23 protein-coding genes are annotated in these 20,208 nt (G+C 32.8%); all 23 read left to right on the top strand.

The genetic code is table 11. The features are described 5' to 3' along the window. The first annotated feature begins 457 nt into the window (after window positions 1-457). The 23 genes from HMPREF3241_RS01725 (at window position 458) to pth (ending at window position 20,206) form a co-directional block, all read left to right on the top strand. A complete protein-coding gene (locus HMPREF3241_RS01725) occupies window positions 458-991 on the top strand; it encodes a GNAT family N-acetyltransferase (protein WP_002440739.1) in 534 nt (177 codons plus the stop codon). Between the two features lie 28 nt (window positions 992-1,019). Continuing rightward, a complete protein-coding gene (locus tag HMPREF3241_RS01720) occupies window positions 1,020-2,357 on the top strand; it encodes an aminotransferase class V-fold PLP-dependent enzyme (RefSeq protein ID WP_002490366.1) in 1,338 nt (445 codons plus the stop codon). Between the two features lie 3 nt (window positions 2,358-2,360). Continuing rightward, window positions 2,361-2,972: a dTMP kinase gene (gene tmk / locus HMPREF3241_RS01715; RefSeq protein WP_002475382.1), complete on the top strand. Its 612-nt coding sequence runs from the start codon at window positions 2,361-2,363 to the stop codon at window positions 2,970-2,972. Window positions 2,973-3,005: 33 nt separating this feature from the next. Beyond that, window positions 3,006-3,335 (top strand): cyclic-di-AMP receptor, encoded by a 330-nt coding sequence (locus tag HMPREF3241_RS01710; RefSeq protein ID WP_001832200.1) that lies wholly within the window; start codon window positions 3,006-3,008, stop codon window positions 3,333-3,335. Between the two features lie 304 nt (window positions 3,336-3,639). Next, window positions 3,640-4,566, top strand: a complete 927-nt coding sequence (locus tag HMPREF3241_RS01705) for a DNA polymerase III subunit (RefSeq protein ID WP_002458666.1) — start codon at window positions 3,640-3,642, stop codon at window positions 4,564-4,566. A 1-nt stretch (window position 4,567) separates the two neighbouring features. Continuing rightward, window positions 4,568-5,371, top strand: a complete 804-nt coding sequence (locus tag HMPREF3241_RS01700) for a PSP1 domain-containing protein (protein ID WP_002490368.1) — start codon at window positions 4,568-4,570, stop codon at window positions 5,369-5,371. A gap of 16 nt (window positions 5,372-5,387) precedes the next feature. Beyond that, window positions 5,388-5,735 carry a DNA replication initiation control protein YabA gene (yabA, locus tag HMPREF3241_RS01695; RefSeq protein ID WP_001832238.1) on the top strand — a complete coding sequence of 116 codons (348 nt, stop codon included), beginning with the start codon at window positions 5,388-5,390 and terminating at the stop codon, window positions 5,733-5,735. 95 nt (window positions 5,736-5,830) lie between these two features. Then, window positions 5,831-6,556: a tRNA1(Val) (adenine(37)-N6)-methyltransferase gene (locus tag HMPREF3241_RS01690; RefSeq protein ID WP_070853395.1), complete on the top strand. Its 726-nt coding sequence runs from the start codon at window positions 5,831-5,833 to the stop codon at window positions 6,554-6,556. Next, window positions 6,549-6,797, top strand: a complete 249-nt coding sequence (locus HMPREF3241_RS01685; RefSeq protein WP_002447876.1) for a GIY-YIG nuclease family protein — start codon at window positions 6,549-6,551, stop codon at window positions 6,795-6,797. Before HMPREF3241_RS01690 ends, HMPREF3241_RS01685 begins: the two co-directional genes overlap by 8 nt. A gap of 1 nt (window position 6,798) precedes the next feature. Continuing rightward, a complete protein-coding gene (gene rsmI / locus HMPREF3241_RS01680; protein WP_002501634.1) occupies window positions 6,799-7,638 on the top strand; it encodes a 16S rRNA (cytidine(1402)-2'-O)-methyltransferase in 840 nt (279 codons plus the stop codon). A 211-nt stretch (window positions 7,639-7,849) separates the two neighbouring features. Beyond that, window positions 7,850-9,820: a methionine--tRNA ligase gene (gene metG / locus HMPREF3241_RS01675; protein ID WP_002458669.1), complete on the top strand. Its 1,971-nt coding sequence runs from the start codon at window positions 7,850-7,852 to the stop codon at window positions 9,818-9,820. Between the two features lie 27 nt (window positions 9,821-9,847). Then, the gene (locus HMPREF3241_RS01670) at window positions 9,848-10,618 is read left to right on the top strand and encodes a TatD family hydrolase (protein ID WP_002458670.1); all 771 of its coding nucleotides are present in this window, start codon (window positions 9,848-9,850) and stop codon (window positions 10,616-10,618) included. 206 nt (window positions 10,619-10,824) lie between these two features. Further along, window positions 10,825-11,370: a ribonuclease M5 gene (gene rnmV / locus HMPREF3241_RS01665; protein ID WP_002447880.1), complete on the top strand. Its 546-nt coding sequence runs from the start codon at window positions 10,825-10,827 to the stop codon at window positions 11,368-11,370. Beyond that, on the top strand, window positions 11,371-12,261 hold the full coding sequence (gene rsmA / locus HMPREF3241_RS01660) for a 16S rRNA (adenine(1518)-N(6)/adenine(1519)-N(6))-dimethyltransferase RsmA (protein WP_002447881.1): 891 nt from the start codon (window positions 11,371-11,373) through the stop codon (window positions 12,259-12,261). A 99-nt stretch (window positions 12,262-12,360) separates the two neighbouring features. Continuing rightward, the gene (gene veg, locus HMPREF3241_RS01655; RefSeq protein WP_001832193.1) at window positions 12,361-12,624 is read left to right on the top strand and encodes a biofilm formation stimulator Veg; all 264 of its coding nucleotides are present in this window, start codon (window positions 12,361-12,363) and stop codon (window positions 12,622-12,624) included. A 394-nt stretch (window positions 12,625-13,018) separates the two neighbouring features. Continuing rightward, window positions 13,019-13,867 (top strand): 4-(cytidine 5'-diphospho)-2-C-methyl-D-erythritol kinase, encoded by an 849-nt coding sequence (ispE, locus tag HMPREF3241_RS01650; protein WP_002447882.1) that lies wholly within the window; start codon window positions 13,019-13,021, stop codon window positions 13,865-13,867. A gap of 14 nt (window positions 13,868-13,881) precedes the next feature. Beyond that, window positions 13,882-14,706, top strand: coding sequence for a pur operon repressor (gene purR / locus HMPREF3241_RS01645; RefSeq protein ID WP_002447883.1), 825 nt, complete (start codon window positions 13,882-13,884; stop codon window positions 14,704-14,706). A 21-nt stretch (window positions 14,707-14,727) separates the two neighbouring features. Next, window positions 14,728-15,108, top strand: coding sequence for a RidA family protein (locus tag HMPREF3241_RS01640; protein WP_002490928.1), 381 nt, complete (start codon window positions 14,728-14,730; stop codon window positions 15,106-15,108). A gap of 59 nt (window positions 15,109-15,167) precedes the next feature. Next, window positions 15,168-15,476: a septation regulator SpoVG gene (spoVG, locus tag HMPREF3241_RS01635; protein ID WP_001832195.1), complete on the top strand. Its 309-nt coding sequence runs from the start codon at window positions 15,168-15,170 to the stop codon at window positions 15,474-15,476. 610 nt (window positions 15,477-16,086) lie between these two features. Further along, entirely contained in the window at window positions 16,087-17,442 is a 1,356-nt protein-coding gene (glmU, locus tag HMPREF3241_RS01630) for a bifunctional UDP-N-acetylglucosamine diphosphorylase/glucosamine-1-phosphate N-acetyltransferase GlmU (protein ID WP_002505952.1), read from the top strand. Between the two features lie 144 nt (window positions 17,443-17,586). Next, window positions 17,587-18,552, top strand: a complete 966-nt coding sequence (locus HMPREF3241_RS01625) for a ribose-phosphate diphosphokinase (RefSeq protein ID WP_001832233.1) — start codon at window positions 17,587-17,589, stop codon at window positions 18,550-18,552. 169 nt (window positions 18,553-18,721) lie between these two features. Continuing rightward, window positions 18,722-19,381, top strand: coding sequence for a 50S ribosomal protein L25/general stress protein Ctc (locus tag HMPREF3241_RS01620; RefSeq protein ID WP_002475375.1), 660 nt, complete (start codon window positions 18,722-18,724; stop codon window positions 19,379-19,381). A gap of 252 nt (window positions 19,382-19,633) precedes the next feature. Then, window positions 19,634-20,206, top strand: a complete 573-nt coding sequence (pth, locus tag HMPREF3241_RS01615; RefSeq protein WP_002497191.1) for an aminoacyl-tRNA hydrolase — start codon at window positions 19,634-19,636, stop codon at window positions 20,204-20,206. The last annotated feature ends 2 nt before the right edge of the window (window positions 20,207-20,208 follow it).

The raw sequence follows: 20,208 nt of genomic DNA, 5'->3' as shown, positions 1-20,208 counted from the left end.
AGCCTAATCGAGACCGAAAGGTCTCTTTTTTTTTATATGAAAAGAGTTCTAAAAAAATAGTTTTCTCGGCGAGGAGAAAGCATTTGGAACTCATGAATAAAGAAGCGAGACAATGAATTTAGATGATCTAAACGAGTCAATAAGTACCATATATAAAGTGAGAGGCTAGCGCTTGTCTTAAGTGAAGAAAACTTCTTAGCACCTGCTGATGGTAGTTGGACTAACGTTTCGATAGAATAAGACGTTGCCAGACAAAGTACGAGACCGAAAGGTCTCTTTTTTATATTAAATAATCACAACAATTAGGTTTGGGAAAATTTTCTTTTTAATAAAGAACTTTAAAATCTAACATCTAAGTAAGTTGAAATGACAATGATTAAAAAGTTAGTTAAGTATTAGAGAAAATTTGTGTTTTCTAATACACTAGTAATGAATAACAAGAAATTAAGAAAGAGGGATGACTTTGATTATTAGGGCATTGGAGAAGACAGATTTATCATTTATACATCATTTGAATAATGAGTATTCCATTATGTCGTATTGGTTTGAAGAGCCTTATCAATCATTGAGCGAATTAGAAAATTTATATACAAAGCATATTTTAGATGAAACAGAGCGACGATTCATTGTTGAAGAGGGATCAACATCTGTAGGCGTGGTAGAGTTATTAGAGATTAACTTTATACATAGAACTTGTGAAGTGTTAATTATTATCGATCCACAGTATGCAAATAATGGGTACGCGAAAAAAGCTTTTAAAATGGCTATTGACTATGCTTTTTTAGTATTAAATATGAATAAGGTATACTTATATGTGGATATTAAGAATGAGAAAGCAGTACATATCTATCAAAGTAATAATTTCGAAATAGAAGGAACGTTAAAGGAACACTTCTATACAAGGGGAGAATACAGAGATTGCTATGTAATGGGCTTGTTAAAAAGGAATTGGGTTAATAAGAATGATGATGATTTGTCTCATATAAGATGAAAAATTAAATTTAGAGAGAGTTATTAATATGAAAAGACCAATAATTCAAAAATTAAATCGTTTGATAGAGAAAAACGCTATCTCTATGCATGTTCCTGGGCATAAAAACATGACAATCGGCTACTTAAATAGACTTGATTTAGCAATGGATATGACAGAAATTACTGGATTAGATGATATGCATTATCCTGAAGGAATTATTTTAGAAAGCATGGAGAATTTTAGGAAACATAAAAACTATGATGCTTTCTTACTAGTTAACGGAACGACTTCAGGTATATTATCGGTTATCCAAGCATTTTCGACAAGAAAAGGTAAATATTTAATTAGTAGAAATGTTCATAAATCAGTATTTCACGGTCTAGACATAACACAACAACAAGCGACAATAACTAAGACAGATATCAGTAAGAAAACGAATCAATATGTAAAGCCAAAGATAATTCAAGATAAAAATCAATATTATAAACTTGCCATCTGTACATACCCTAATTATTACGGTGAAACTTTTGAAATTTCTCAATATATCAAACAATTACATCACAGAGGGGTACCGATATTAGTAGATGAAGCGCATGGTGCACATTTTGGTTTAGATGGATTTCCAGAATCCTCAATGAATTTTAATGCTGATTACGTTGTGCAGTCATATCATAAAACACTCCCTGCATTAACAATGGGATCAGTTTTATATATACATAAAGATGCACCATTAAGACAACAAGTCATAGATTATTTGACTTATTTTCAAACGTCAAGTCCTTCGTACCTTATTATGTCTAGTCTAGAATTAGCGAATAAATTTTATAAAGAATATGATTCCGCATTATTTTACCAACGAAGAAAGATGTTAATTGATTTATTAATAAATATAGGATTTACAGTTATAGAACCAGAGGATCCTTTAAAATTGGTTGTGAGTTTTGAAGGTGTTGCAGGTTATGATGTGCAAAAATGGTTTGAGGAAAAAGAAATCTATGTAGAATTAGCTGATATGTATCAAGTGTTACTCGTTCTCCCTTTATGGCATGAAGGAGATAAATTTCCTTTTAAGTTGTTGATTGAAAAAATTAGAGAAATTAACGTGCCAAAAAAATGTACGCGCGACATAAAATCTTTTAATTTTATGACGGATTTTAGCGAATACAAAACTGTTCATTTTCAAAATACGAAAGAAGTATCTATTAAAAAGGCAGAAGGTAAAGTTTTAGCGCAACATATCGTTCCATACCCTCCAGGTATACCGGTGATGTTTAAAGGAGAAGTCGTGACGTCTCATATGATAGACTTGTTAAATAAATATGATAAGCAAAATATTAAAGTTGAAGGTTTAAATCATAAAAAAATATTAATTAAGGATGAATAAGAAATGTCTACATTTATAACGTTTGAAGGTCCAGAAGGAGCAGGAAAGACCTCAGTAATTAAAGAAGTAAGCGAAAGATTAGCTAAAGAATATGATATTGTTACAACACGTGAACCTGGCGGAGTATTAACTAGTGAAGAAATACGTCGTATTGTACTTGATGGAGAGAGTATAGATATTCGAACTGAAGCTATGCTGTTCGCTGCATCTAGACGTGAACACCTTGTTGAGAAGATTATCCCATCTTTACAAGCAGGTAAAATTGTCCTTTGTGATAGATACATTGATAGTTCATTGGCTTATCAAGGTTATGCAAGGGGTATAGGAATTAAAGAAGTAAAATTATTAAATGAATTTGCAATTAATGGTTTGTATCCAGACTTAACGATTTATTTAGATGTTGATGCGGAAATTGGTCGTCAAAGAATTCTAAAAAATAACAGAGAACAAAACAGATTAGATAAAGAGGATAAAGTTTTTCATGAAAAAGTGATAGAAGGATATCATAAAGTGATCAGTGATAACCCTCATCGGTTTATTAAAGTCAATGCTAACCATAGTTTGGATAAAGTTGTTGAAGAAACATACCAATCTATCATCAAATATTTAAAATAATTATGATATAATGACAAAAAGAGGTGTATAAAAATGAAGATGATTATAGCGATCGTTCAAGATCAAGATAGTCAAGAGCTTTCAGACCAACTCGTAAAAAACAATTTCAGAGCTACAAAGTTAGCAACTACTGGTGGATTTTTAAGAGCAGGCAATACAACTTTCTTATGTGGGGTTAAGGATGACCGTGTCGATGAGGTTCTATCTGTCATTGATAACACTTGTGGTAATAGAGACCAACTTGTTTCCCCAATAACACCAATGGGTGGTAGTGCAGATTCATATATTCCTTATCCAGTTGAAGTTGAAGTAGGTGGCGCTACAGTATTTGTAATGCCGATTGAAGCATTTCATCAATTCTAGTTGTTTATAAAAAGTCTACTTTTCATCTACATATTTATGTTAATGAAAAGTGTTTAAAATGTAATTATTATAGATGTATTTTTTATTTGGCTACTTTAAATGTAGTTTGAGATTGAAGGCATATTCATTCAAAATTTATACTTCATCCTTTGAGTTTAAGCGTGAAAGTTAGTAATTATATGCGTTTAATTCAAGGAATGCAGTTGCTAAGTCGGAATTGTTTGAAGACGTTGCTCAACGGTCTAGAACTATCATTTAAGTAGTCTTTTTACATAATGAATATCATAAAGGGAGTAAGTCGCTTATGGATGAACAACAACAGTTAGCTAACGCATATCATTCTAACAAATTGTCACATGCATATTTGTTTGAGGGTGATGATGCACAAACGATGAAACGTGTCGCAATCCATTTTACTAAATTAATTCTTTGTAATAATAGTAATCAATGCGAACTGAAAGTTGATACTTTTAATCATCCTGACTTTTCATATGTGTCTTCTGATGAAAATACAATTAAAAAAGAACAAATCGAACAACTTGTTCATCATATGAACCAACTACCTATTGAGGGTCAATATAAAGTATATATTATTGAGGATTTTGAAAAATTAACTGTTCAAGGGGAAAATAGTATACTAAAATTTTTAGAAGAGCCCCCTGATAATACAATTGCGATTCTTTTATCAACGAAACCAGAACAAATATTAGACACTATACATTCAAGATGCCAGCACGTATATTTTAAGCCTATTGATAAGCGACAGTTTATAGAGCGTTTAGTAGAAATGTCAATAGCAAGACCGGTAGCAGAAATGCTAAGTACCTATACAACTCAAATAGAAGCAGCATCGTCCTTAAATGAGGAATTTGATTTAGTTACTTTAAGAAAATCAATCATCAGATGGTGTCAATTAATATTATCTAATAAAGCTATGGCTCTTATAGGTGTCATTGAGTTATTAAAACAAGCTAAGAATCGTAGATTACAATTACTTACTTTATCAGCCGTCAATGGCTTTTTCGAAGATATAATGCATGCAAAGGTAGAAATGGATAATTATTATACATTTAGTGATTTAACTGTAGAAATTGAAAATTATGCAAACCAATTAACTTTTAATCAATTAATCCTCATGTATGATCAAATTACTGAAGCGCATAAAAAGTTAAATCAAAATGTTAATCCAACACTTGTTTTTGAACAAATAGTAATAAAAGGTGTGATTTAAAATGCCCAATGTTGTAGGTGTTCAGTTTCAAAAAGCAGGGAAATTAGAATACTACGCGCCGAATCAATTAGATGTAGAGGTTGGTGACTGGGTTGTTGTCCAATCTAAAAGAGGTATAGAAATTGGTCACGTAAAGTTTCCATTACGTGAAGTTGATGTAGAAGATGTCACATTACCGCTAAAAAATATCATTCGTAAAATGAATGAAGATGATCAAGAAACATTTTATCGTAATGAACGTGATGCCAATGATGCGTTAGAATTATGTAAAAAAGTAGTTAAAGATCAGCAATTAGATATGCGATTAGTTAATTGTGAATATACATTAGACAAATCTAAAGTGATTTTTAATTTTACCGCAGATGATCGCATTGATTTTCGCAAACTTGTTAAAGTTTTAGCTCAAAATCTAAAGACTAGAATAGAATTACGTCAAATTGGGGTAAGAGATGAAGCGAAATTATTGGGTGGTATCGGTCCTTGTGGACGTTCTTTGTGTTGTTCTACATTTTTAGGAGATTTCGAACCTGTATCCATTAAAATGGCGAAAGATCAGAACCTATCATTAAATCCAACTAAGATTTCAGGGGCTTGTGGTAGATTAATGTGTTGTCTTAAATATGAAAATGACTACTATGAAGAGGCGCGAACTCAATTGCCTGATGTTGGAGATATGATTCAAACACCAGATGGTCACGGAAAAGTGATAGGATTAAATATTTTAGATATTTCTATGCAAGTTAAAATAGAGGGTCTAGAACAACCTTTAGAATATAAAATGGAAGAGATAGAAGTATTGAATTAAGGAGGTTGAATAACCTTTGAATCGAAATGAATTATTCGAAAGACTTATGAAATTAGAACATCACGTTGAACAACTTACAACCGACATGTCAGAACTTAAAGATTTAACCGTCGAACTTGTTGAGGAGAATGTTGCTTTACAAGTTGAAAATGAAAATTTAAAACGATTGATGAACAAAACTGAAGAATCGGTTGAAACTCACTTAGATAAAGATAATTATAAGCATGTAAAAACACCATCTCCAAGTAAAGATAATTTAGCGATGTTATATCGTGAAGGTTTTCATATTTGTAAGGGTGAATTATTCGGGAAACATCGTCATGGTGAAGATTGCTTATTATGCCTTAATGTGTTGAGTGATTAATTCTTTCGATAAATAAATGTTTAAATATAAGGATGTATTATAAGTGTGTAATTTAAGTCATACTGTAATAACATCCTTTTTTTAGGAGTAAAGATATGTTAGAAGATAATGAACGCGTTGACCATTTAATAAAAGAAGGATATGAGATTATACAAAATGATGAAGTATTCTCTTTTTCTACTGATGCCCTATTGTTAGGGTATTTAACCGAAGTACGCAAAAATGATAAAGTTATGGATTTATGTTCCGGCAATGGTGTTATTCCATTATTATTAGCTGCTAAATCAACTCAACCTATTGAAGGGATAGAAATACAAGAGCAATTAGTGAGTATGGCATGTCGCAGTTTTAAATTGAATGATTTGAACGATAGACTAACTATGCACCGTATGGATTTAAAAGATGTATATCAAACATTTCAACCTGCTCAATATACACTAGTGACTTGTAATCCTCCTTATTTTAAAATGAATCAAAATCATCAACATCAAAAAGAAGCACATAAAATAGCACGTCACGAAATAATGTGTAATCTTAAAGATTGTATTGAAGCTGCAAGACATTTACTTAAAGAGGGTGGTCGTTTTATTATGGTCCATCGAGCGGAAAGGCTAATGGATGTCTTAACCGAATTAAGACACGGTAAAATTGAGCCTAAAGCATTGACGTTGGTGTATAGTAAACATGATAAGCCTGCACAAACAATTGTTGTGGAAGGAAGAAAAGGTGGTAACCAAGGTTTAGATATACGTAATCCATTATATATATATAATGAGGATGGATCATATAGCGATGAGATGAAAGGTATTTATTATGGATAAACATTTTGTTTATATTGTTAAATGTAATGACGGAAGTTTATATACTGGCTATGCTAAAGATGTAAATGCACGCATAATAAAGCATAATAACGGTAAGGGTGCTAAATATACAAAAATAAGACGACCGGTAGAGTTAGTTTATCAAGAAACATATACAACGAAATCGGAAGCATTGAAACGTGAATATGAAATTAAAACATATACTAGACAACAAAAGTTAAAAATGATACAGGAGGGATAATATGACAACTTTATATTTAGTAGGAACACCAATTGGAAATCTTGGTGATATTACATTTCGAGCTATAGAAACATTAAGAAAAGTTGATGTGATTGCATGTGAAGATACACGAGTAACACGAAAATTGTGTAATCATTATGAAATACAAACGCCTCTAAAGTCGTATCATGAACATAATAAAGAACAACAAACTGACTATTTAATCAAGCAGTTACAAACTGGCTTAAATATAGCGTTAGTATCAGATGCTGGGTTGCCGTTAATTAGTGATCCAGGATATGAATTAGTTGTCGAAGCACGTAAAAATAATATAAATATAGAAACAGTACCAGGTCCTAATGCTGGGTTGACTGCACTTATGTCAAGTGGATTACCATCTTTCACATACACATTTTTAGGTTTTTTGCCAAGAAAAGAAAAAGAAAAAATTGAAGTGCTTGATGATAGAATGTTTCAAAATAGTACTTTGATACTTTATGAATCGCCTTATAGAGTTACTGATACTTTGAAAGCAATAGCTAAAATAGATTCGCAAAGACGGATTACTGTTGGTAGAGAGCTAACGAAGAAATTTGAACAAGTTCTTACACTTACAGTTGATGATATGTTGGAATTGATTAATCAAGACAGATTACCTCTTAAAGGTGAGTTTGTGATACTGATTGAAGGTGCATTACCTAAGAGTGGGGAATCATGGTTTGAAAATTATACGGTTAAAGAACATGTTGATTATTATATTGAAACCAAACAGGTTAAAACTAAAAAAGCAATTAAACTTGTCGCAACAGATCGACATATGAAGACGGGTGACGTATATAATATTTATCATAATATTGATTAAAAAAATGTGTTAAACACTTTACTTTATAATGACTTAATTATTGTAAAAACCCCATAGCGTGTTGATTTTATGGTATTGTAGTAAAGATGATGACAATTAATTTTCAATTGATGCGAATTTTTAAAACTGATACATAACGGTACGCGACTTCATTGAAAAGAAAAATAAATTTAGATATCATTTATTATGTAATTAATGAGGAGGACCAGTGATGGCTAAAGATACATTTTATATAACAACCCCAATATACTATCCGAGCGGGAACCTACACATCGGTCATGCATACTCTACAGTCGCAGGCGACGTGATAGCTCGCTATAAAAGAATGCAAGGCTATGATGTTCGTTATTTAACTGGCACTGATGAGCACGGTCAAAAAATCCAAGAAAAAGCTCAAAAAGCTGGCAAAACAGAACTAGAATACTTAGATGAAATGATTTCAGGTATTAAAAACTTATGGAGTAAACTTGAGATTTCTAATGATGATTTTATTCGAACTACAGAAGAGCGTCATAAGCAAGTCGTTGAGAAAGTGTTTGAGCGATTATTAAAACAAGGTGACATTTATTTAGGTGAATACGAAGGTTGGTATTCTGTTCCTGATGAAACATATTATACAGAGTCACAACTTGTTGATCCTGTTTATGAAAACGGCAAAATTATAGGTGGTAAAAGTCCTGATTCTGGTCACGAAGTCGAACTTGTAAAAGAAGAAAGCTATTTCTTCAATATTAATAAATATACAGACCGCTTATTAGAATTTTACGATGAAAATCCAGACTTTATACAACCACCATCTAGAAAAAATGAGATGATTAATAACTTTATCAAACCAGGTTTAGAAGATTTAGCAGTTTCGCGTACATCATTCGATTGGGGTGTACGTGTACCATCTAATCCTAAACATGTTGTATACGTGTGGATTGATGCACTTGTTAATTATATTTCTTCATTAGGTTATCTATCTGATGATGAAACATTATTTAATAAATATTGGCCAGCAGATATACACTTGATGGCTAAAGAAATTGTACGTTTCCACTCTATTATATGGCCAATATTGTTAATGGCGTTGGATTTACCACTTCCTAAAAAAGTTTTTGCACACGGTTGGATTTTAATGAAAGATGGTAAAATGAGTAAATCTAAAGGTAATGTCGTAGATCCTAATGTATTAATTGATCGTTATGGTCTTGATGCGACACGTTATTACTTAATGCGTGAATTACCGTTTGGTTCTGATGGCGTATTTACACCGGAAGCCTTTGTTGAAAGAACAAATTACGATCTTGCGAATGATTTAGGTAATCTAGTGAATCGTACTATCTCTATGATAAACAAATATTTCCACGGCGAATTACCTGCATACCAAGGTCCAAAACATGAATTGGATGAAAAGATGGAAGCGATGGCGCTTGAAACTGTTAAATCATTCAATGATAATATGGAAAGTTTACAATTTTCTGTTGCTTTATCAACAGTGTGGAAATTTATTAGTCGTACAAACAAATATATTGATGAAACACAACCTTGGGTTCTTGCAAAAGATGAAAATCAACGTGAGATGCTTGGTAACGTAATGGCACATCTTGTTGAGAACATTCGTTTCGCTACAATCTTATTACAACCATTCTTGACGCATGCACCTAGGGAGATATTTAAGCAACTCAATATTAACAATCCGGATTTACATCAATTAGATAGTCTGCAACAATATGGTATGTTGTCAGAGGCAATTACTGTAACTGAAAAGCCAACACCAATTTTCCCAAGATTAGACACTGAAGCAGAAATTGCTTATATCAAAGAATCAATGCAACCATCTAAGTCAACAAAACAGTCTGATGAACCCGGTAAAGAGCAAATTGATATCAAAGATTTTGATAAAGTTGAAATCAAAGCAGCAACTATTATTGATGCGGAAACTGTAAAAAAATCGGAGAAACTATTAAAAATAAAAGTTGATTTAGATAATGAACAACGTCAAATAGTATCTGGTATAGCTAAGTTTTATCGTCCGGAAGACATTATTGGTAAAAAAGTTGCAGTTGTTACTAATTTAAAACCAGCTAAATTAATGGGACAAAAATCCGAAGGTATGATTTTGTCAGCTGAAAAAGATGGCGTACTTACCTTGATAAGCTTGCCTAGTGCAATTCCAAATGGTGCAGTAATTAAATAGTATAATCTAAGGATAGGAGAGATAATGATGTTAATCGATACGCATGTACATTTAAATGATGAACAATACGATGAGGATTTAAATGAAGTGATATCTCGTGCAAGAGAAGCAGGCGTAGATAGAATGTTTGTAGTAGGTTTTGATACACCTACTATTGAACGTACTATGGAGCTAATAGATAAGTATGACTTTATCTATGGTATTATCGGTTGGCATCCTGTTGATGCAATAGATTGTACTGATGAAAGATTGGAATGGATAGAAAGTCTTTCTAAACATCCAAAAATTATTGGTATTGGTGAGATGGGGTTAGATTATCATTGGGATAAATCACCTTCTGATGTACAAAAAGAGGTGTTTAAAAAGCAAATTGCATTAGCTAAACGTGTTCAATTACCTATTATTATTCATAATCGTGAAGCGACTCAAGATTGCATAGATATTTTGATTGAAGAGCATGCAGAAGAAGTGGGTGGAATTATGCACAGTTTTAGTGCTTCACCCGAAATTGCTGATGTCGTGATTAATAAATTGAACTTCTATGTTTCGCTTGGGGGACCCGTCACTTTCAAAAATGCAAAGCAACCAAAAGAAGTTGCTAAACACGTACCAATGGATCGTTTGTTATGCGAGACAGATGCGCCGTATCTATCCCCGCACCCTTATAGAGGTAAACGCAATGAACCAGAACGCGTTACTTTAGTAGCACAACAAATTGCAGATTTGCGTGGTATGACTTATGAGGAGGTCTGTCGCCAAACAACCGAAAATGCTGAACGTTTATTCAATTTGAATTAACTCAATGAATTTTTAGTGGGAAAGGTGTCTAACTTTAAAAAGATGAGGAACATCACTTTTTTATAAGTTTAAGATATCTTTCTCATTTTTTAAATTTAAACTGAGGTTAGTGTAAGAAATTATGATTTGATAGTTAATATTTTAATATTGCCGAAAGATTCTATAAAATTAATGATTAAGTTATCAATATTATGAAAGGTTAATTTATGAAAATAAACGAATTTATTGTTGTTGAAGGTAAAGATGATACTGAGCGAGTAAAAAGTGCTGTAGACTGTGATACTATTGAAACAAACGGTAGTGCAATTGATACATATACTTTAGAAGTGATACAACACGCACAGCAAACTAGAGGTGTGATTGTACTGACAGATCCAGATTTCCCAGGTGATAAAATTAGAAATACTATACGGGAACATGTTTCTGGTGTTAAGCATGCATATGTAGATAGAGAAAAGGCCAAGAGTAAAAGAGGTAAAATAGGAATAGAACATGCAAATATTAAAGATATTCAAGAAGCATTAATGCATGTAAGTTCACCGCTTGAAGAAGCTAAAGAAACTATTGATAAAAGTGTACTCATTGATTTGGGACTAATAATCGGTAAAGATGCAAGACACCGTAGAAATATCTTAGGTCGAAAATTACACATCGGTCACTCTAATGGAAAGCAATTATTAAAGAAACTTAATGCTTTTGGCTATACTGAAGACGATGTCAGAAAAGCGCTATTTGAAGAAGAGGAGAATTAAATGGAATATAAAGATATAGCAACACCATCTCGAACACGTGCTTTGCTTGATCAATATGGGTTTAATTTTAAGAAAAGTTTAGGACAAAATTTTTTAATAGATGTAAATATCATTAATAAAATTATCGAAGCAAGTCATATTGATTGTGCAACAGGAGTAATTGAAGTTGGACCAGGTATGGGATCATTGACTGAACAACTTGCAAAGAATGCTAAGAAGGTGATGGCTTTTGAAATTGATCAAAGGTTAATACCTGTGCTTAAAGATACACTTTCGCCATACGATAATGTAACGATTATCAATGAAGATATACTTAAAGCTGATATTGCTAAAGCTGTAGCTACACATCTACAAGATTGTGACAAGATTATGGTTGTTGCTAATTTACCGTATTATATTACCACGCCTATTTTACTTAATTTGATGCAACAGGATGTACCTATTGATGGTTTTGTCGTAATGATGCAAAAAGAGGTAGGAGAACGTTTGAACGCTCACGTAGGTACCAAAGCATACGGCTCGTTATCGATTGTTGCTCAATACTATACGGAGACAAGTAAAGTTTTAACAGTTCCTAAAACTGTATTTATGCCTCCTCCAAACGTTGATTCTATCGTTGTAAAATTGATGCAACGCCAAGAACCACTTGTACAGGTTGATGATGAGGAAGCCTTTTTTAAGTTAGCAAAGGCCGCTTTTGCACAACGACGTAAAACAATTAATAATAACTACCAAAACTTCTTTAAAGATGGTAAGAAGAATAAAGAAACTATACGACAGTGGCTGGAAAGCGCTGGTATTGATCCTAAAAGACGTGGAGAAACACTCACGATTCAAGATTTTGCCACATTATATGAACAAAAGAAAAAATTCTCCGAATTAACAAATTAAAATGTTGACAAAGACCTTTTACATTGATAAAATTTAAATTTTATTTGACGAAAACGGCTCAAATATGGTAAAATGTAATGTGTAGTGAGGTGGGGCAATATGCCAAAATCAATTTTGGACATCAAAAATTCTATTGATTGTCATTTAGGAAATCGTATTGTACTTAAAGCCAATGGTGGACGTAAAAAGACAATTGAACGATCAGGGGTTTTAAAAGAAACATATCCATCTGTTTTTATTGTCGAATTAGATCAAGATAAACACAACTTTGAACGCGTATCTTATACATACACTGATGTGCTTACAGAAAATGTACAAGTTTCATTTGAAGAAGATAATCATCAAGAAGCAGTTGCACACTAACAAAAACATAATTTATGAGCGTCGTCGATAACTCTAAATTTAATATTTTTATTATTTAAGGTGAGTCTGGACATTGAAGATATGTTCAGGCTCTTTGTTATTGTAGTCTTTATTCATTGTCATTTTCATGAGATTATGCAACTTACGTTTATTATTAATACACAAATTATTTAAATTAAACGAATAATCATTTAAATAAGTCGCATTTTTGTAATATCCAAAAGTGATTCGCTTTAGTTGTTAAATATATTTTTAAAAATTGAAAATGCGTATGTTGAGTGTTGAAAAATTGCTCTTCATTAAGATTTTACGAGAAATTGCACATAATCTATCAAATATTTAAAGGCTTTATGTTAAAATCATTTTAATAACAATTCAAAGCGAGGGCGGAAAAATGATATATGAAACTGCGCCAGCTAAGATAAATTTTACGCTCGACACCCTTTTTAAAAGAGATGATGGTTATCATGAAATTGAAATGGTGATGACTACAGTTGATTTAAATGATCGATTATCTTTTGAAAAGCGAACTGATAAGAAGATTGTTGTCGATATTGAGCATAATTACGTTCCTAACGATAATAAAAACCTTGCGTATAAAGCAGCTGATTTAATGTTTGAGAGATTTAATATTAATGAAGGTGTGACAATTTCAATTGATAAAGATATACCAGTTTCAGCTGGTCTTGCAGGAGGTTCTGCGGATGCAGCCGCTACAATGAGAGGGTTGAATCGATTATTTGGTTTAGGTCAATCTTTAGACGATTTAGCTGCATTAGGCATACAAATAGGCACAGATATACCTTTTTGTATTTATAACCAAACTGCTGTGTGTACGGGGCGTGGAGAGCAAGTAACTTTCCTAAAAAGACCACCATCTGCATGGGTTGTTTTAGCTAAGCCTAACATCGGAATTTCATCGCCTGATGTATTTAAAGCACTAGATTTAACTGAAGAACATATAGTTCATAACGAAAAGTGTAAACAGGCTTTAGAGAATAATGATTATCATTTATTATGCAATAGTCTTTCTAACCGGTTAGAGCCTGTTTCTATGGCTATGCATCCTGACATTAAAAAGATTAAAGATAACATGCTACAATGTGGTGCTGATGGTGCTTTGATGAGTGGAAGCGGTCCTACTGTTTATGGGCTAGCTCAAAAAGAAAGACAAGCTAAAAATATTTATAATGCAGTGAATGGTTGTTGTAATGAAGTTTACTTAGTAAGATTATTAGGATAGAAGGGTTTGAAAAGATGAGATATAAAAGAAGCGAACGCATTGTATTTATGACACAATACCTCATGAACCATCCAAATAAGTTGATACCCCTCACTTATTTTGTAAAAAAATTTAAACAAGCAAAATCGTCAATTAGTGAAGACGTTCAAATCATCAAAAATACGTTTCAAAATGAAAAATTAGGAACTATTATTACTACAGCAGGTGCAAGTGGTGGAGTAACCTATAAACCCATGATGAGTAAATCAGAGGCCACAGAAGTTGTTAATGAGGTGATAGCGCAATTACAAGAGAAAGACCGTTTACTACCTGGAGGGTATTTATTTTTATCCGATTTAGTTGGCAATCCTTCTCTATTAAATAGAGTAGGCAAGTTAATTGCTAGTATATATATGAACGAAGAACTTGATGCTGTTGTTACCATAGCGACTAAAGGGATATCACTTGCGAATGCAGTCGCAAACGTATTAAATTTACCTGTAGTGGTTATAAGAAAGGACAATAAAGTTACAGAAGGTTCTACGGTTTCAATCAATTATGTTTCAGGATCATCTAGAAAAATAGAAACAATGGTGTTATCGAAACGAACTTTAGCTGAGAATTCTAATGTCCTCGTAGTAGACGATTTTATGAGGGCTGGTGGCTCAATCAATGGGGTAATGAATTTAATGAATGAGTTTAAAGCCCATGTAAAAGGGGTATCAGTACTTGTAGAATCAAAAGAAGTAAAACAAAGATTAATTGAAGATTATACTTCCTTAGTCAGATTGTCAGATGTCGACGAGTACAACCAAGAATTTAAAGTGGAACCAGGCAACAGTTTGTCTAAATTTTCTTAAAAAAGGAGTGTCAATTTCATCATGAAAATAATCAACTCAGATAAGGTACCCGAAGCATTAGGTCCATATTCGCATGCAACTGTTATAAACGGTTTTGTTTTTACATCAGGTCAAATTCCACTCACACTTGATGGAACAATTGTTAGCGATGATGTTCAAGAACAAACTAAGCAAGTTTTAGAAAATTTAAGTGTGGTATTAAAAGAAGCAGGTTCTGATTTGAATTCTGTTGTTAAAGCGACAATCTATATTTCTGATATGAATGATTTTCAACAAATTAATCAAATCTATGGAAACTATTTCGTCGAACACCAACCAGCTCGTAGTTGTGTTGAAGTGTCACGGTTGCCTAAAGACGTAAAGGTAGAAATTGAATTGATAGGTAAAGTGAAGGATTTATAATTTTCTTAAAAGTTGTCAAGCTTCTAATAATATAAAGATATACTAGGGGGGCTCACTACATGAAAGTGACAGATGTAAGACTTAGAAAAATACAAACAGACGGCAGAATGAAAGCACTCGTTTCTATTACGCTAGATGAAGCTTTTGTAATTCATGATTTACGTGTAATTGAAGGAAACTCAGGTCTTTTTGTCGCAATGCCAAGTAAACGTACACCAGATGGTGAATTCCGTGACATCGCGCATCCTATCAATTCTGATATGAGACAAGAAATCCAAGATGCAGTGATGAAAGTATATGATGAAACTGATGAAGTTATTCCAGACAAAAATGCTACTTCAGATAACGAAGAATCAGACGAAGCTTAATTAAAAAATGTATTCATTTATAAAATAAGCCTGAGACATTGATGATATATTGTCTCAGGTATTTTAATGTATTGTTAGTCAATGGCAAAATTAGTAATGATTGTGTAACGGATTACTTGAACTTTATACCATATTGTTGGGGAGGGACTACAACTTCTTATTGAAGTTGTAGTCCCTCCCCTTTATTTTTAATGTGTTCTGTATTTCCATAAACGAAAACGATATAAACATTTAACGATAAATAAAAATGATAGAAGTAAAATACTGATATGTTTCTCTGACAACAATCCATCTATAAAAATTTACTTATGATAGACGTAATTAATATGTCTGTATGATTATAATTTTATCATCATAAATTATGATTGATAATATAATGATTTGGGCACTGGAATAAAATACTAATGATTAATAAAGAGGTTGAATATGTATTGTAACTATTGGGTTTAATGACCTCATTTGCCTTTTTAAAGCATAACAACTTATTTGAATTTCTAAAATTATCAAACCTTTAATGAATGATTAACAAAACCTTTTATAAGTTGAAACTCTCTTTGTTATTCAACTATAATAACTATGAAGTGTAAATTTTAATGGAGGGTTAGCATTCATGCAAAGACATGCGATTATTCTGGCAGCAGGTAAAGGCACAAGAATGAAATCAAAGAAATATAAAGTGCTCCATGAGGTTGCTGGCAAACCAATGGTTGAACATGTGCTTAATAACGTAAAACAAGCTGGCGTTGATCAAATTGTAACTATTATTGGTCATGGCGCTGAGAGTGTGAAAGATACATTGGGTAATCAATCATTATATAGTTTTCAGGATAAACAACTTGGAACAGCTCATGCTGTGAAAATGGCACATGAACATTTAGCAGATAAAGAAGGAACTACTTTAGTAGTATGTGGAGATACACCTCTTATTACATACCAAACTCTACAATCACTTATTGAACATCATGAAAGTACACAATCACAGGTTACTGTATTATCTGCTTCTACTATCAATCCTTATGGTTATGGACGAATTATAAGAAATCATAATGGAATATTAGAGCGTATTGTTGAAGAGAAAGACGCAAATGAATCAGAACGTGCGATTAAAGAAATTAGTTCAGGTATTTTTGCCTTTAATAATCGAGTTCTATTTGAGAAGTTAGAACAAGTTAAAAATGATAATGCTCAAGGAGAATATTATTTACCAGATGTTTTGTCTTTAATTTTAAAAGACGGAGGTAAAGCTGAAGTTTATTGTACCGAAGATTTTGATGAAATCATTGGTGTTAATGATCGTTTGATGTTAAGTGAAGCTGAAAAGACTTTGCAACAACGTATTAATCGCTATCATATGGAAAATGGTGTGACCATCATTGATCCAAGTTCAACATTTATTGGAACAGATGTGAAAATTGGAATAGATACAACTATTGAACCAGGCGTGCGAATCGGAGGTCATACAACGATTGAAGAGGATGTGTGGATAGGCCAATACTCTGAAATTAATAACAGTACAATTCATTCGAATGCTAACATAAAACAATCGGTTATCAATGACTCTATTGTTGGAGAGAACACAACAGTTGGACCTTTCGCTCAACTACGTCCAGGATCTAATTTAGGTTCTGAAGTTAAAGTAGGAAACTTTGTTGAAGTGAAGAAAGCAGATATTAAAGATGGTGCTAAAGTATCACACTTGAGTTACATTGGAGATGCTGAAATAGGTGAGCGTACAAATATCGGATGTGGTTCTATCACTGTAAACTATGATGGTGCTAACAAATTTAAAACAATAGTAGGTAAAGATGCCTTTATAGGATGTAATACGAACCTTATAGCACCTGTAACAGTAGGCAATCATACTCTTATTGCAGCTGGATCCACAATTACAGATAATATCCCTGAAGATAGTTTAGCATTAGCGCGTGCAAGACAAGTAAATAAAGAAGGCTACTTAAAAAAATAGTTCTTGCCCCTGAATTGCTATCGTATGTGCAGTTTTAAATGAATTTATAAAATTGTAATAATTTTGATTGTACATCTATCATAGTAAAAAAGCGCTATTTTCTATATAATATAAATGTCTAAGTAAATAATTGGAGGACTATAAATGTTAAATAATGAATATAAGAATTCATCAATGAAGATCTTTTCGCTCAAAGGAAATGAACCTTTGGCACAAGAAGTAGCAGATCATGTAGGGATTGAATTAGGTAAATGTTCTGTAAAACGTTTTAGTGATGGAGAAATTCAAATAAATATTGAAGAAAGCATTCGTGGTTGTGATGTTTTTATTGTTCAACCAACTTCATACCCAGTCAATCTTCATTTAATGGAGTTACTTATTATGATTGATGCGTGTAAACGCGCGTCAGCAGCAAATATTAACATCGTAGTACCATACTATGGTTACGCTCGACAAGATAGAAAAGCCCGTAGTCGTGAACCTATTACTGCTAAATTAGTAGCTAATTTAATCGAAACAGCAGGTGCCAATCGTATGATTGCATTAGACTTACATGCACCTCAAATCCAAGGATTTTTCGATATTCCTATTGATCATTTAATGGGTGTTCCTATCCTTGCACAACACTTTGAGAATGATCCTGATATTAATCCAGAAGAATGTGTAGTTGTGTCCCCTGATCATGGTGGGGTAACGCGAGCACGTAAATTAGCCGACATTTTAAAAACTCCAATTGCGATTATCGACAAAAGACGTCCGAAACCTAACGTGGCAGAAGTTATGAACATTGTAGGTGATATTGAAGGACGTACTGCAATTATTATAGATGACATTATTGATACTGCAGGAACAATTACTTTAGCTGCCCAAGCCTTAAAAGATAAAGGTGCTAAAGAAGTCTATGCTTGTTGTACACATCCAGTGCTTTCTGGGCCAGCAAAAGAACGGATTGAAAACTCTGCAATCAAGCAACTTATAGTAACAAACTCAATTCAATTAGAAGAGAATAGAAAACCTAATAATACAAAAGAACTTTCTGTTGCTGGTTTAATTGCTAAAGCAATTATTCGTGTATACGAAAGAGAATCAGTAAGTGTATTATTTGACTAAAATTTACAATTGAATTTGACGTATCCTATATCAACATGTATAATACTAACGTTCGTAGAATTGCGAACAAATAAACACTTACAAGCAACAGTAACGTTGATGGGTAAGTGAGGAGCAGGTTAGACGCATCTAATGTCTAAACCTCGAAATTCGAAAGGTGGAAATACGAATGGCTTCATTAAAGTCAATCATTCGTCAAGGTAAACAAACACGTTCTGACCTAAAACAATTAAGAAACTCAGGTAAAGTACCTGCAGTTGTGTATGGTTACGGTACAAAAAATACTTCAGTTAAAGTTGATGAAGTTGAATTTATCAAAGTAATCCGTGAAGTAGGACGTAATGGTGTTATCGATTTAGGCGTAGGTTCTAAAACAATTAAAGTAATGGTTTCAGATTATCAATTTGACCCATTAAAAAACCAAATCACTCATATCGACTTTTTAGCAATCAACATGAGTGAAGAACGTACTGTTGAAGTACAAGTTCAATTAGTTGGTGAAGCTGTAGGGGCTAAAGAAGGCGGCGTAGTTGAACAACCATTATTCAACTTAGAAGTTACAGCTACACCTGAAAATATTCCTGAAACTATCGAAGTAGATATCAGTGAATTACAAGTTAATGACAGCTTAGCAGTTTCTGATATTAAAATCTCTGGTGATTTCACAATCGAAAATGATCCAGAAGATTCTATCGTAACAGTAGTTCCTCCAACAGATGAACCTTCTGAAGAAGAAGTTGAAGCTATGGAAGGCGAATCAGCAACTGAAGAACCTGAAGTTGTTGGTGAAGACAAAGAAGACGATGAAGAAGAAAATAAAGAAGACTAATCTTCGTGTCTCTTAAGTAGGTATTCTCATTAGTTGAGATTACAGATTTAAAGGCGAGCACTGTGCTTATGTTAATAAGCATAGTGCTTTTTGTGTTATTATAGGGAATGATTAATTATTTAAGACGGTTTTAGAGGTGGTTGACATATATCAGTGGTCAATCATTTTTACGTCCTTTATTTTAAAATAAACACAGCAATAGCATTTGAAAATATGTGAAGATACATAATATTAATAGTGGAGGTAACAATAATGAAATGCATTGTCGGTCTTGGCAACATTGGTAAACGTTTTGAATTAACAAGACATAATATTGGTTTCGAAGTTGTCGATGATATTCTAGAACGCCACCAATTTACTTTAGACAAACAAAAATTTAAAGGTGCATACACTATTGAACGTTTAAACGGCGAAAAGGTATTATTTATTGAGCCAATGACTATGATGAACTTATCTGGTCAAGCTGTAGCTCCTTTAATGGATTATTATAATGTCGATGTTGAAGATTTAATCGTTTTATATGACGATTTAGATTTAGAACAAGGACAAGTGCGTCTGCGCCAAAAGGGGAGTGCAGGCGGTCATAATGGTATGAAATCGATAATTAAAATGCTTGGTACAGATCAATTTAAACGTATTCGAATTGGTGTTGGCCGTCCAACAAATGGGATGTCTGTTCCGGACTATGTTTTACAAAAATTTTCAAAAGAAGAAATGATCATTATGGAAAAGGTAATTGAACATTCTGCAAAAGCTGTAGAATCTTTTATTGAAAGTTCTCGTTTTGATCATGTTATGAATGAATTTAATGGTGAAGTCAAGTGAAA

Source organism: Staphylococcus sp. HMSC34G04 (assembly GCF_001838765.1).
Lineage (GTDB): Bacteria > Bacillota > Bacilli > Staphylococcales > Staphylococcaceae > Staphylococcus > Staphylococcus epidermidis.
Note: the sequence above shows the minus strand (reverse complement) of the source record. Positions and strands in the feature narration are given on the sequence as shown.

What these genes read in the sequence shown, in the direction of transcription:
- HMPREF3241_RS01725 (WP_002440739.1), top strand. Translation starts at nt 458, where the DNA reads ATGACTTTGATTATTAGGGCATTGGAGAAGACAGATTTATCATTTATA.
- HMPREF3241_RS01720 (WP_002490366.1), top strand. Translation starts at nt 1,020, where the DNA reads ATGAAAAGACCAATAATTCAAAAATTAAATCGTTTGATAGAGAAAAAC.
- tmk (WP_002475382.1), top strand. Translation starts at nt 2,361, where the DNA reads ATGTCTACATTTATAACGTTTGAAGGTCCAGAAGGAGCAGGAAAGACC.
- HMPREF3241_RS01710 (WP_001832200.1), top strand. Translation starts at nt 3,006, where the DNA reads ATGAAGATGATTATAGCGATCGTTCAAGATCAAGATAGTCAAGAGCTT.
- HMPREF3241_RS01705 (WP_002458666.1), top strand. Translation starts at nt 3,640, where the DNA reads ATGGATGAACAACAACAGTTAGCTAACGCATATCATTCTAACAAATTG.
- HMPREF3241_RS01700 (WP_002490368.1), top strand. Translation starts at nt 4,568, where the DNA reads ATGCCCAATGTTGTAGGTGTTCAGTTTCAAAAAGCAGGGAAATTAGAA.
- HMPREF3241_RS01690 (WP_070853395.1), top strand. Translation starts at nt 5,831, where the DNA reads ATGTTAGAAGATAATGAACGCGTTGACCATTTAATAAAAGAAGGATAT.
- HMPREF3241_RS01685 (WP_002447876.1), top strand. Translation starts at nt 6,549, where the DNA reads ATGGATAAACATTTTGTTTATATTGTTAAATGTAATGACGGAAGTTTA.
- rsmI (WP_002501634.1), top strand. Translation starts at nt 6,799, where the DNA reads ATGACAACTTTATATTTAGTAGGAACACCAATTGGAAATCTTGGTGAT.
- metG (WP_002458669.1), top strand. Translation starts at nt 7,850, where the DNA reads ATGGCTAAAGATACATTTTATATAACAACCCCAATATACTATCCGAGC.
- HMPREF3241_RS01670 (WP_002458670.1), top strand. Translation starts at nt 9,848, where the DNA reads ATGTTAATCGATACGCATGTACATTTAAATGATGAACAATACGATGAG.
- rnmV (WP_002447880.1), top strand. Translation starts at nt 10,825, where the DNA reads ATGAAAATAAACGAATTTATTGTTGTTGAAGGTAAAGATGATACTGAG.
- rsmA (WP_002447881.1), top strand. Translation starts at nt 11,371, where the DNA reads ATGGAATATAAAGATATAGCAACACCATCTCGAACACGTGCTTTGCTT.
- veg (WP_001832193.1), top strand. Translation starts at nt 12,361, where the DNA reads ATGCCAAAATCAATTTTGGACATCAAAAATTCTATTGATTGTCATTTA.
- ispE (WP_002447882.1), top strand. Translation starts at nt 13,019, where the DNA reads ATGATATATGAAACTGCGCCAGCTAAGATAAATTTTACGCTCGACACC.
- purR (WP_002447883.1), top strand. Translation starts at nt 13,882, where the DNA reads ATGAGATATAAAAGAAGCGAACGCATTGTATTTATGACACAATACCTC.
- HMPREF3241_RS01640 (WP_002490928.1), top strand. Translation starts at nt 14,728, where the DNA reads ATGAAAATAATCAACTCAGATAAGGTACCCGAAGCATTAGGTCCATAT.
- spoVG (WP_001832195.1), top strand. Translation starts at nt 15,168, where the DNA reads ATGAAAGTGACAGATGTAAGACTTAGAAAAATACAAACAGACGGCAGA.
- glmU (WP_002505952.1), top strand. Translation starts at nt 16,087, where the DNA reads ATGCAAAGACATGCGATTATTCTGGCAGCAGGTAAAGGCACAAGAATG.
- HMPREF3241_RS01625 (WP_001832233.1), top strand. Translation starts at nt 17,587, where the DNA reads ATGTTAAATAATGAATATAAGAATTCATCAATGAAGATCTTTTCGCTC.
- HMPREF3241_RS01620 (WP_002475375.1), top strand. Translation starts at nt 18,722, where the DNA reads ATGGCTTCATTAAAGTCAATCATTCGTCAAGGTAAACAAACACGTTCT.
- pth (WP_002497191.1), top strand. Translation starts at nt 19,634, where the DNA reads ATGAAATGCATTGTCGGTCTTGGCAACATTGGTAAACGTTTTGAATTA.